This is a genomic window from Citrobacter sp. wls717, from assembly GCF_005280955.1.
Lineage (GTDB): Bacteria > Pseudomonadota > Gammaproteobacteria > Enterobacterales > Enterobacteriaceae > Citrobacter > Citrobacter werkmanii.
This window is the reverse complement of sequence record NZ_SZWW01000003.1, coordinates 1-12,573: the sequence shown is the minus strand read 5'-3', so window position 1 is coordinate 12,573 and position 12,573 is coordinate 1. Positions and strand designations below refer to the sequence as shown.

The window sequence follows — 12,573 nt, the reverse complement described above, 5'->3', positions numbered from 1 at the left end:
CCGCCAATGGCGGGCCTGATAGTTAACGCATGCAATTAGATGGTCAGGATACCAATGGCCGTTACAACGGTCAGGATAGCTGCCAGTCCGTAGAATACCCATTTGCCAGCAGGCACGTGGATTTTCAGGTCATGCATCGCGTGATGCATACGGTGTAAACCGCACCACAGCGGCAGGACGATCATCAGGAACAGGAATGCGCGACCGATAAAGCTCTGAGCGAATGCCAGGACGCGTTCATAGCTGAAGGCATCAGGAACAAAGCCCAGCGGCAGCATAATGCCTACCAGCAGAATCATCACCGGCGCAATGATTGCGCTCCACATACCGCCTGCACCAAACAGGCCCCAGAATACGGGTTCGTCAGAGCGTTTTGGATTTGGATTAATCATTCCGGACTCCTTACCAGAACAGGGCAACAAACAGTATTACTACTGTCGCAACCACAGTAACCGCCCAAAGCCCTTTGATGATTGGCTCTGGCCCCATTTTTTCGTCTTTTACGATGATGTTGGCCGCTTTCGGCGCCAGCTCAAACCAGGTCTTGGTATGCAGCAGCGCGGCTGCCAGGGCGATGATGTTAAGGATCACCACCACCGGGTTCTGCAGGAACCCGACAAAGCCAGCCCAGGATTCCACACCGTGCTTAAGCGCAAACAGGCCGAAGATCAGTTCAATACTGAACCAGACAGCCGGAACGGCTGTGCCTTCACGCAGCATGTAAAAGCGATAAAACGGCAGTTTCTTCCACCAGGTGGACGTCATTGGCCGCACATAGGCGTTGCGTTTAGTCGTCATGTTGCACTCCTTAGCGTGGTTTCAGGGTTGCGATAAGAAAGTCTTTTGAACTTTCAACTTTACCCTGCTGAATGGCCGCAGCCGGATCGACGTGTTTCGGGCAGACTTCGGAGCAGTAGCCCACGAAAGTACAACTCCAGACGCCGTTCGGGCTATTCAATTGAGCCATACGCTCTTTCTTACCGTGGTCGCGGCTATCTTCGTTGTAACGATGCGCCAGCGTAATCGCAGCCGGTCCAATGAACTCAGGGTTCAGGCCGAATTGCGGGCACGCGGCGTAGCACAGACCACAGTTGATGCAACCGGAGAACTGATGATACTTCGCCATCTGCGCCGGAGTCTGGGTGTTTGGACCCTGATCCGGTGTACGCGGGTTACCGATGATGTACGGTTTGATCGCTTCAAGGCTTTCGATAAAGTGCGTCATATCGACGACCAGATCGCGCTCAATCGGGAAGTTGCCCAGCGCTTCAACCTTCATACCGTTGGTGTAATCACGCAGGAAGGTTTTGCACGCCAGCTTCGGCACGTTGTTGACCATCATGCCGCAGGAGCCGCAGATTGCCATACGGCAGGACCAGCGATAGCTCAGGTCTGGTGCCAGGTTATCCTTGATGTAGCCCAACGCATCGAGCAGAGACGTGGTTTCATCGTAAGGAACTTCGTAGAAAGCACTGTGCGGCGCGGTATCGGTTTCCGGGTTATAGCGCACCACCTCAACTTTCAGGTTTTTCATCTCAGCCATTCGCCTTCTCCTTCTTATCGGCTGCTTCCGCTTCGCCACCGTAAACACGTTTAGCCGGTGGCAGAGTGGTGATTTTCACGTCGCTGTATTCCAGGCGAGTCGTGCCGTCAGCATCGCGGAAGGCGAGGGTGTGTTTGAGGAAGTTCACGTCGTCACGCTCGGTGCAGCCTTCATCCAGACGCTGATGCGCGCCGCGGGATTCTTTACGCGCCAGAGCGGAGTGCGCCATACATTCAGCAACGTTCAGACCGTGACCCAGTTCGATGGTGTACAGCAGGTCGGTGTTGAAGACGCTGGAGGTATCAGTGATACGCACGCGCTTGAAGCGCTCCTGCAGCTCAGCCAGCTTATCAACGGTTTTCTGCATGAGTTCCGGCGTACGGTAGATACCGCAACCTTCTTCCATGGAGATCCCCATTTCGTCACGGATCTTAGACCAGTTTTCGTTACCTTCCTGGTTAACCAGATCTTTCAGACGTTTTTCAATACCGGCAACCTGTGCATCAAGCGCGGCACTGTTTGCAGCGCCAGCCGTTGCAGCACGTTCCGCAGCCTGTTCGCCAGCCATACGACCGAAGACCACCAGTTCCGCCAGGGAGTTAGAGCCCAGACGGTTAGCGCCATGCAGACCAACAGAGGAACATTCGCCGACAGCGAACAGACCTTTAATGCGGGTTTCACAGTGCTGATCGGTTTCGATACCGCCCATGGTGTAGTGTGCGGTCGGACGTACCGGGATCGGCTCTTTAACCGGATCGACACCCACGTAGGCTTTCGCCAGTTCGCAGATGAACGGTAAACGTTCGAGCAGTTTTTTCTCGCCGAGGTGACGCAGGTCGAGGTGAACCACATCGCCACGCGGAGTGGAAATGGTGTTGCCTTTGCGCCATTCGTGCCAGAAAGCCTGAGAAACTTTGTCGCGCGGACCGAGTTCCATATATTTGTTTTTCGGCTCGCCCAGTGGAGTTTCCGGACCCATGCCGTAGTCTTGCAGATAACGGTAGCCATTTTTGTTGACCAGAATACCGCCTTCACCACGGCAGCCTTCAGTCATCAGGATACCGGAGCCTGGCAGACCCGTCGGGTGATACTGAACGAATTCCATATCACGCAGCGGAACGCCGTGGCTCAGCGCCATGCCCATACCGTCGCCGGTTACGATGCCGCCGTTGGTGTTGTAACGGTAAACGCGACCTGCGCCGCCCGTTGCCATTACCACTGCGTTAGCACGGATCTGCACCAGCGTGCCTTCCATCATGTTCATCGCGACGACGCCGCGAGCATGGCCATCGTCAACCAGGATATCGAGAACGAAGTGTTCGTCAAAGCGCTGAATCTGTGGGAACTGCAAAGACGTTTGGAACAGCGTATGCAGCATGTGGAAGCCGGTTTTATCCGCGGCAAACCAGGTACGCTCGATTTTCATGCCGCCGAAGCGACGTACGTTGACGCTACCGTCTTCACGACGGCTCCATGGGCAGCCCCATTGTTCGAGTTGCGTCATTTCAGTTGGGCAGTGGTGGACAAAGTAATCCACGACATCCTGCTCACATAGCCAGTCTCCGCCTGCTACCGTATCGTGAAAATGGTAGTCAAAGCTGTCATGATCCTGCGCGACAGCAGCAGAGCCGCCTTCGGCAGCAACGGTATGGCTGCGCATTGGGTACACTTTTGAGATCAGTGCGATTTTAGCGTTGGGATTTGCTTGTGCGGCAGCAATTGCAGCACGTAATCCCGCGCCACCGGCGCCTATAATGGCAAGATCGGCTTGAAAGGTTTGCACGACATTCCTCCAGATTGTTGTTATTTCATCCCCGCCTGAACTCAGATGCTTCATCGGCTTCAAACAGGTTATGAACGCGTTTCCACTGCTCCTTTATAGGTACAATAGTATAGTCTTAGGGATGTGCGGGAAATTTGACGTGTTCGATTTTTTTAGCGTGTCAAAGGGGGGAATTATCATTGAATTTGATTAATTTAATTACTAAACCACCCAATGTCGCTTTTTTTACCCGATTGCCAGTGCTGATTACTACCGCGGGAAATTTGTCTCGTTAGCGCGATACGAGTAGACTTCGTGCCCTTGTCTTAAATCGGAGAAACAACCATGAGCGAAACGGCAACCTGGCAGCCGAGCGCGTCCATCCCCAATCTGTTAAAACGTGCAGCAATTATAGCGGAGATTCGCCGCTTTTTTGCCGATCGTGGCGTGCTTGAGGTTGAGACCCCTTGTATGAGTCAGGCAACGGTAACGGACATCCATCTGTTCCCGTTCGAAACACGTTTCGTCGGCCCTGGACATTCCCAGGGAATGAATCTCTATTTAATGACCAGTCCGGAATATCACATGAAGCGCCTGCTGGTGGCAGGATGTGGCCCGGTATATCAACTGTGCCGCAGCTTTCGCAATGAAGAGATGGGACGTCATCATAACCCTGAGTTCACCATGCTCGAGTGGTATCGTCCCCACTACGATATGTATCGCCTGATGAATGAAGTGGATGATTTGCTCCAGCAAGTGCTGGACTGCTCTCCAGCGGAAAGCCTTTCTTATCAGCAGGCCTTTCAGCGCCATCTGGAGATAGATCCACTATCAGCAGACAAAACCCAACTGCGGGAAGTAGCGGCTAAGCTGGATCTCAGCAATATCGCCGATACTGAAGAAGATCGGGATACGTTGCTGCAACTGCTGTTCACGATGGGCGTTGAGCCGCATATCGGCAAAGACAAACCGACGTTTGTTTATCATTTCCCCGCCAGCCAGGCATCATTGGCGCAAATCAGTACCGAAGATCACCGCGTGGCTGAGCGTTTCGAGGTGTATTACAAAGGTATTGAGCTGGCGAATGGTTTCCATGAGTTGACCGACGCGCGCGAGCAGCAGCAACGGTTTGAACAGGATAACCGCAAACGTGCCGCGCGTGGCCTGCCACAGCAACCTATCGATACCAACCTGCTTGAAGCGTTAAAAGTGGGCATGCCGGATTGCTCTGGCGTGGCGCTCGGCGTTGACCGTCTGGTGATGCTGGCTCTGGGCGCGGAAAGCCTGGCTGAGGTTATCGCATTTACCGTCGATCGCGCGTAATTTACGCTCTCTCCATACAAAGTGGCGGATAAACAGCCACTTTGTAGCATATTTTTTCATTTACCCTCTAATAGCCACAATTTACATCTGGATGTTTGATATCTTTCAGGTATCAATTCTGTGTTAATTTTTTATCGCTGAACTCCGCAATGAGAGCAGTGCCAATCGGTGAGCGGCGTTTGTGAAACGCTTGCCAGAGTAAGGGATGGTTTAATGACCCAAACAATAAAAAAGATGAGCCTGATTGGTCTCATCCTTATGATATTTACGTCTGTTTTTGGTTTTGCTAACAGCCCCTCCGCGTTCTATTTAATGGGGTACAGCGCGATTCCATGGTATATATTTTCCGCATTATTATTTTTTATTCCATTTGCTTTAATGATGGCGGAAATGGGTTCCGCCTATCGGAAAGAAGAGGGTGGAATCTATTCGTGGATGAATAATAGCGTTGGGCCACGTTATGCGTTTATCGGCACGTTTATGTGGTTTTCTTCCTATGTGATATGGATGGTCAGCACGGCGGCAAAGGTCTGGGTACCTTTTTCGACCTTCTTATTTGGCGCAGACATGACGCAGCACTGGCGTTTTGCCGGGCTTGAGCCTACGCAGGTTGTCGGGCTGCTCGCCGTCGGCTGGATGATTCTGGTGACCTGCGTGGCCTCACGGGGGATTAATAAGATTGCCCGTATTACGGCTGTAGGTGGAATTGCCGTAATGTGTCTTAATTTAGTTTTGTTGTTAGTGAGTGTCGCTATTTTGTTATTAACGGGTGGCCACTTTGCGCAGGATATTAATTTTATCTCCTCGCCTAATCCGGGATATCAGTCCGGTCTGGCAATGTTGTCATTTGTTGTGTTTGCTATTTTTGCTTACGGCGGAATTGAGGCCGTGGGGGGACTGGTAGATAAAACAGAAAAGCCAGAAAAGAACTTCGCGAAAGGGATTGTCTTTGCCGCTATTGTCATTTCTGTCGGTTATTCACTGGCGATATTTTTATGGGGCGTTAGCACCAACTGGCAACAGGTATTAAGTGATGGCTCGGTCAACCTCGGCAACATTACCTATATCCTGATGAAAAGCCTCGGGATGACGTTGGGTAATGCGCTGCACCTTTCCCCGGAAAGCGCGATGGCGTTGGGCGTATGGTTCGCGCGTATCACCGGTCTTTCTATGTTCCTCGCCTATACGGGCGCTTTTTTCACGCTCAGCTACTCGCCGCTGAAAGCGATTATTCAGGGAACGCCGAAGGCATTGTGGCCCGCGCCGATGACCAGGCTGAATGCGGTGGGGATGCCGACGACGGCAATGTGGTTGCAGTGTTTACTGGTGAGCCTGTTTATCCTGCTGGTTTCGTTTGGCGGCGACACGGCCTCAGCGTTTTATAACAAACTGACCCTGATGGCGAACGTCTCAATGACGCTGCCGTATCTGTTCCTTGCGCTGGCTTTCCCATTCTTTAAAGCGCGTACGGACCTGGAAAGGCCGTTTGTGATTTTTAAAACGCGGGCGGCGACGTTACTGACAACAGGCGTGGTGGTATTGGTGGTGACGTTTGCCAACGTGTTCACCATCATCCAGCCGGTGATTGAAGCCGGGGACTGGAACAGCGCATTGTGGATGACCGGCGGCCCGATCTTCTTCTCGCTGCTGGCGATGGCGATTTATCAGAACTATAGCCGTCGCATGGCCAACGAACCTGAGTGGGCGGTGGAGTAACCGTCCTGGCGTATCCGGCCTACAAAGAAGCATTTTCGTAGGCCGGATAAGACCCAACGGGTCGCCATCCGGCATTTCTTGCCTGAATCATGCGCTACAAACTTCCTGCCGGGCGGCTGGCTCTGCCCGCAGAACTTAACGTTCTTCCCGTTTGTTTACCGCCAAGGCTCTCCAGACGCATCTGGAACGGCGGGAATGGCATATCAATACCGTGTTCGCGGAAGCCTGCCAGAATCAGCTGGTGGATCTCATGACGCAGCGGCATACGGTGTCCCATCTCTGCGGCATAAATACGCAGTTCGAAGATTTGAATCCCCTGCTGCAGATCTACCAGAAAGACTTCTGGTGCCGGGTTATCGATAACCAGCGAACAGCGCTGCGCGGCAGTCAGCAAAATCTGCGTGACCTCCTCGCTGTTAGCCTCTGACGGCGCCGGGATAGTTAACACCACACGGGTGACCGAATCTGATAACGACCAGTTGATAAACTGCTCGGTGATAAAGGCCTTATTGGGCACGATGATCTCTTTGCGGTCCCAGTCGCTGATGGTGGTGGCGCGAGTGTTAATCTTCGTCACGCTACCGGTAAGATCGCGAATGGTCACCGTGTCGCCAATGCGAATCGGTTTCTCAAACAGGATAATCAGGCCGGAAATAAAGTTGGCGAAGATTTCCTGCAAACCAAAGCCCAGACCAACACCGAGAGCAGCCACCAGCCATTGCAGTTTGGACCACTCAATGCCGATCATCGAGAAGCCAACCAGACCGCCAATCAGCATCAGCAAATACTTGGTAATGGTGGTAATGGCGTAACCGGTGCCGGGGGTTAAATCCAGATGTTGCAGCAGCGCCAGCTCCAGCAACGCGGGGAGGTTGCGCACTAACTGGGTGGTGATGATAAATACCAGTATCGCGATGAGCACCGCGCCCAGCGTGATCGGCTCTAAGCTTTCCACGCCTTGCACCGTAGAGGTGACATCCCACAACGAGATGTTTTCCAGGAAGCCAAATGCGGAATGAATTTCCGACCACAGCACAATGACTGAAAGCAGGGCGATAAGCATCAGAATAGAGCGCACCAGACGCAGCGATTGCGCGCTGATCGCGTCGAGATCCACTTCGCTTTCATCAACATCAATCGCGCCTTCAAGACTGGTGGAGTGCGGCGGTTCTTCTTCACCTCGCGCACGTTGCGCCAGCATTTCGGCGCGTCGATGCTTGGCGCGGTCGAACGCCAGACGGCGGCGTTGGATCAGCATCCAGCGGCGGATGACGTGATACACCACCAGTAACAAGAACCAGATAGCCACGGACGTTTCCAGACGCGCCAGCAAAGCTTGCGATGTGGCGAGATAGCCCACTGCGGCCGCGAGGATGGCAATCAGCGGCGCGCCCATCAGCATATTCCATAGCATGCTGTTGACCATGTTATCGCTGTTGCCCTCTTTATCGAGATACAGCGGTATTCCGGCGCGCTTCAGGCTCAGAGTCACGACCGCCAGTGCGCCGCAAATCAGGATGAAGCACAAGCGTCCCAATGAGGCGGAGAATTCCCGGTCATTGAGGTTATCAAACATAATTACCGCCATGATCAGCGGGACAATCAGTCCGATGCTCATCAGGTAATAGTGCATAGCCTTCGCGACGCGATTACGCGGCCAGCCAAAGTGGGCAATGAACAGACCGTTAGGGCGTGCAAAGGTGGCGCAAATCATCACCGCCCATAGCATGGGCACCGTGGCGGTTACGCCATCGCCGATAGCGACGGCCAACGGATAAGGCCAGGCTTCCTGCAAACCGTAACCCAGGGTGGCCCACAGTACCGGTAGCGGCGAGGCGACGAGTATTGACCAGAATACCGTGCGTATCGTCAGCCAGAAGTGGTCCTGGGTCACCTTACCCACCCGCGCGGACGAGCGTTCAAGAAAACGGGTAAAGTGTTTGCGAGAATAGAGGCTAAATCCAACCAGTACCAACGCACCGAACAGCGGTAGTAGCGTTTCTTTGCTGGTCAGCATCATGATGCTGGCTTTACCTAACTGATTAAAGGTATCTAATGAGATCAGACGCCGCAGATCCTGAACAATGTCGACAGGCCATGAGAGGGAGATAGGGCTGACGTCAGACGTCCAGAACAGATAGCGGTGCGTCGCTTCGTTGACCTCTTTTAGCGCATCTTCCAGTTGGCTATTGGAGACTTTTAGCTTGGTCAGCTCAAGGATCAGCGTATCGCCACCCTGTAACAGAGAGTTCAGCAATTCACGCTGAGTGCGCAACTGGGCGTTGAGGATGCTGCTCTGTTCCGCGGTCAGCGGTTGCCCATCGGCCTGATGGATCTGGCGTAGTTGCGGCTGCTTATTGAGGAGATCTTCATAGCGCATACGGTGCACGCGTAGCTGCGCCATTTCGGTATCTAACTGCTGAGGTTTGGGCATTTCGGGCAGACGAGACACCTGTGCGCGTAGCGCTTCCCCCAGCATATTCGAGACCCCAAGCCACTGGGACTGTTCGCGCAGCGTATTCAACGCCTGACGCACCTGCAGCGTTTGGCTGGTGGCCTGACGCTGTTGCGACGCGACCAGATCCATACGCTGCGCCTGCTGGTTTAAGGCCTGGGACAGTTCGCGGTTTACCTTGAACTGGTCAACAATGCCTTCGGGCAATCCCGCACTGTTTTCCGCCAGCAGTTCGGTACTCTCCAGCGCTCGCTCAGCTTCACGCTGCCGCTGACTGTTGAGTTGATTACGTAATGCCTGCAGATAGGCGTCGAGCTGTTGGCTCTGTTTTTCCGCCAGTTCTGAGCGCATACGCGCCAGTTCCTGACGGTTGTTGGCGGAAAGCTGCGCCAGCTCCAGTTCATCGACCAGGGCTTTGAGTTTGGCGGACTCAGCCTGCATCGCCTGATTCTGCGCGGGATTGGCGTTGGCGGTACCAATACGCCGCTCAAGCTCATTTAGTTGGCGGCGGGCATCGGTTTGCTGTTGAGGAAGCTGACTTAACGAGTCGGCGATTTCCCGGGCGCGATCCTGCTCCTGCTGGGCCTGACGACTCTTTTCCAGCAACTGACTGCTGACCTGGAGGATCTCCTGGTTTAACGCATCAGTTGTCAGTCCGGTTGGTACGTTGCGCGGTTCGTCACGCAGATTGCTAAGCTGTGCGCGTAGCGTTGCGGAGAGCTTGGGGAAGTTATCAATAACCTGCTGGTATTGCGCGGCGCGCTCGAGAGAGCCTTTCCGCTCCTCAAGGGCATTCAGCGCGGACTGGAGCGCCTCGACGGTTTCTGGCTGAGCGGGTTTCGCCGCCTTGGCCTGCTCAAGTTCCTGGGTGAGTTGTTTGGCGTCGGGGGCCGTCGCAGCGTACGCCCCCAGGCTGAGGCACCAGGCCATCAGAAAAGTGATAATCAGGCGCACAGCAGCGATTCCTATGTTTAAGTTTCGTCTTTTTTGTCGTCAACCAGCGGGCTGGCGTCGTGTTCTGCTTCGATCTCTTCTTTCGGCAGCGGGGCAGGTTCTGCCTCTGGCGTCACGAAAGTCTCGGTTGAGATGGCCATTGGCTGACCGATTTTCGTGACTGAAAGGTCCTGCAATTGCTCAACCAGGTTAACTTTGCCCGGTGCAAACAGGTTGATGACGGTGGAACCGAGCTTAAAGCGGCCCATTTCCTGACCTTTCAGCAGTGCCACCGACCCTTCGCTTTCGCCTTCAGGCCAGGTCCAGCGTTTAATTACGCCTTCACGCGGTGGGGTAATGGTGCCAGCCCATACGGTTTCAATGCTGCCAACGATAGTCGCCCCGACCAAAATTTGCACCATCGGGCCAAACTCGGTATCAAACAGGCAAATAACGCGTTCGTTACGGGCAAACAGATTCGGTACGTTTTGCGCGGTCAGGATGTTTACAGAGAAAAGGTCGCCTGGCACGTACATCATTTCGCGCAGGATACCGTTACATGGCATATGTACCCGGTGGTAATCGCGTGGTGATAAGTAAGTGGTCACAAACGTACCGTTGCGGAATTTGTCCGCCATCTGGTAGTTGCCGGCCAGCAGCGCTTCAAGCGTATAGCTGTGCCCTTTGGCCTGTAACAGCTTGTCTTCTTCGATGTTACCTAACTGGTTGATCACGCCGTCGGCAGGCATGACCAGTACATTCGGATCGGTATTGACTGGACGAGCCTCGTCGCGCAGGGGACGAACAAAGAAGTCGTTAAAGGTGCGATAGCTGGCGGTATCCGGCTTTTGCGCCTCTTTCATATCGACCTTGTAATATTTCACGAACAGATCGATTACCAGTTTGGTCAGCCATCCCGCTCGTTTGCTCGCACCCCAGCCCGCCAGGCGAGTGAGCCATAGTTTCGGCAGAATGTATTGTAGCGAAAGCTTAAATGAGTTTAACAAGGTAGCCTCCAGGCCATAATTTGTTCCCGATCCGGCATATGGGCCGGATCCTGAAAAAGGGGGACGATTCTAGCGATGCTTAGCTTAGTTGTCAGTTGTCTGTATCAGAAAAGTTTTTACGCGTTTTTACCTGCGCCATGCTTTCCAGGATGCGGTGATAATTTTCAAACCGAGTTTCGGCTATTTCCCCTTTTTCTACAGCCTCACGGATAGCACAGCCTGGATCGGCATCATGCTTGCAGTCGCGGTATTTACAATGACCCAGGTAGTCATGGAATTCGACAAAGCCATGGGTGATTTGTTCCGGTTCCAGATGCCACAGTCCGAACTCGCGTACGCCAGGGGAGTCGATAACGTCGCCGCCATGTGGGAAGTGATACAGGCGAGAAGCGGTGGTGGTGTGCTGCCCAAGACCGGAGTTATCGGAGACATCGTTGGTCAGGATCGCTTCCTGCAGGCCGAGAAGATTATTGAGCAGGCTGGATTTACCTACACCCGACTGGCCGGCAAAAATACTGATACGACCGGTTAACGCTTCTTCAAGCGGTTTCAGACCGTCTTTCGTGCGGCTTGATACCATCAATACGCGATAGCCAATGTTGCGATAGATATCCATCTGTTCGTTAACAAAGGCCATGCCTTCGGCATCCAGCAGATCGATCTTATTCAGTACGATAATCGGTTCGACGTGTAGCGTTTCGCAGGCAACCAGATAGCGGTCGATAATATTAAGCGACAGCTCGGGTAAGATGGCTGAGACAATAACGATCTGATCGATATTGGCGGCAATGGGTTTTACCCCATCGTAAAAGTCAGGACGTGTGAGCACCGAGGTACGTTCGTGAACCGCCTCAACGATGCCTTTGACATTTACCCCTTCTGCTGCCGCTTTACCTGGACGCCAGACTACGCGATCGCCGGTAACCAGCGAACGAATTGTGCGGCGGATGTTGCAGCGGTGAATATCACCGTCAGCAGACTCCACGTCGGCATGCATGCCAAAACGGCTGATAACGATGCCTTCAGCGGTTTCGCCAAACAGGTTGTCGTCGTAGTCTGGCTTCTCCGCGGACGTTTTCAGACGACGCTGGTGATTGGCGTTCACACGGCGCTGTTGGCCTTTGGAGAGTTTATTCTTACTCAATCGGACTGGCTCCTGGTCGCCCATGATGGGCAAAACATTTATGATACACGCAATTTTAGATGAATATAGTCACACTGAATGTGACGCTGAAGGGTGGAAAATAGCATGAGTGCCAATGAAAACAACCTGATTTGGATCGATCTGGAGATGACTGGTCTGGATCCCGAGCGCGATCGCATTATTGAAATCGCCACACTGGTGACGGATGCCAACTTAAATATTCTGGCTGAAGGACCGACGATTGCGGTACACCAGTCTGACGAACAACTGGCATTAATGGATGACTGGAACGTACGTACGCATACCGGTAGTGGGCTGGTGGAACGGGTAAAGGCGAGCACCATGGGCGATCGCGAAGCAGAACTGGCCACGCTGGCCTTTTTGCAAGAATGGGTTCCGGCAGGAAAATCACCTATCTGCGGCAACAGCATCGGTCAGGATCGTCGTTTCCTGTTTAAATACATGCCGGAGCTGGAAGCGTATTTCCATTATCGCTATCTCGACGTCAGCACGCTGAAGGAACTGGCGCGTCGTTGGAAGCCGGAAATCCTTGCTGGCTTCACCAAGCAGGGAACGCATCAGGCGATGGATGATATTCGTGAGTCGGTTGCTGAGCTGGCTTACTACCGCGAACATTTTATTAAGCTTTGATTTTGTGGATTGCCGGGTGGCGGCTGCGCCTTACCCGGC

At 53.4% G+C, this 12,573-nt stretch carries 10 protein-coding genes; 3 read left to right on the top strand and 7 right to left on the bottom strand.

Annotated features, from left to right (window positions below; translation table 11 throughout):
• Positions 1-35: 35 nt before the first annotated feature.
• Genes frdD through frdA form a run of 4 tightly spaced genes read right to left on the bottom strand, consistent with a single transcriptional unit; the run spans position 36 to position 3,326 of the window.
• Positions 36-392, bottom strand: coding sequence for a fumarate reductase subunit FrdD (gene frdD, locus FDX09_RS02275; RefSeq protein ID WP_003025535.1), 357 nt, complete (start codon positions 390-392; stop codon positions 36-38).
• 10 nt (positions 393-402) lie between these two features.
• Positions 403-798: a fumarate reductase subunit FrdC gene (gene frdC / locus FDX09_RS02270; RefSeq protein ID WP_006686290.1), complete on the bottom strand. Its 396-nt coding sequence runs from the start codon at positions 796-798 to the stop codon at positions 403-405.
• A gap of 10 nt (positions 799-808) precedes the next feature.
• A complete protein-coding gene (gene frdB, locus FDX09_RS02265) occupies positions 809-1,543 on the bottom strand; it encodes a fumarate reductase iron-sulfur protein (protein ID WP_006686291.1) in 735 nt (244 codons plus the stop codon).
• Positions 1,536-3,326: a fumarate reductase (quinol) flavoprotein subunit gene (gene frdA / locus FDX09_RS02260; RefSeq protein ID WP_038636496.1), complete on the bottom strand. Its 1,791-nt coding sequence runs from the start codon at positions 3,324-3,326 to the stop codon at positions 1,536-1,538. The genes frdB and frdA overlap by 8 nt, the downstream gene beginning before the upstream one ends.
• A gap of 324 nt (positions 3,327-3,650) precedes the next feature.
• Between frdA and epmA the strand changes: the two genes are divergently transcribed.
• Positions 3,651-4,628, top strand: a complete 978-nt coding sequence (epmA, locus tag FDX09_RS02255; RefSeq protein WP_003830517.1) for an elongation factor P--(R)-beta-lysine ligase — start codon at positions 3,651-3,653, stop codon at positions 4,626-4,628.
• A gap of 213 nt (positions 4,629-4,841) precedes the next feature.
• Positions 4,842-6,344 (top strand): glutamate/gamma-aminobutyrate family transporter YjeM, encoded by a 1,503-nt coding sequence (yjeM, locus tag FDX09_RS02250; protein ID WP_038636500.1) that lies wholly within the window; start codon positions 4,842-4,844, stop codon positions 6,342-6,344.
• A gap of 94 nt (positions 6,345-6,438) precedes the next feature.
• On the opposite strand, the gene mscM is transcribed toward yjeM, so the two are convergent.
• The 3 genes from mscM to rsgA all read right to left on the bottom strand — a co-directional run bounded on the left by mscM (position 6,439) and on the right by rsgA (position 11,883).
• Positions 6,439-9,753 carry a miniconductance mechanosensitive channel MscM gene (gene mscM / locus FDX09_RS02245; protein WP_038636503.1) on the bottom strand — a complete coding sequence of 1,105 codons (3,315 nt, stop codon included), beginning with the start codon at positions 9,751-9,753 and terminating at the stop codon, positions 6,439-6,441.
• Positions 9,754-9,770: 17 nt separating this feature from the next.
• Positions 9,771-10,739, bottom strand: a complete 969-nt coding sequence (asd, locus tag FDX09_RS02240; RefSeq protein WP_038636505.1) for an archaetidylserine decarboxylase — start codon at positions 10,737-10,739, stop codon at positions 9,771-9,773.
• A gap of 91 nt (positions 10,740-10,830) precedes the next feature.
• Entirely contained in the window at positions 10,831-11,883 is a 1,053-nt protein-coding gene (gene rsgA / locus FDX09_RS02235) for a small ribosomal subunit biogenesis GTPase RsgA (protein ID WP_170973222.1), read from the bottom strand.
• A 105-nt stretch (positions 11,884-11,988) separates the two neighbouring features.
• Here rsgA and orn point away from each other — a divergent pair, with 105 nt between their 5' ends.
• A complete protein-coding gene (orn, locus tag FDX09_RS02230) occupies positions 11,989-12,534 on the top strand; it encodes an oligoribonuclease (RefSeq protein ID WP_006686300.1) in 546 nt (181 codons plus the stop codon).
• Positions 12,535-12,573 lie beyond the last annotated feature (39 nt).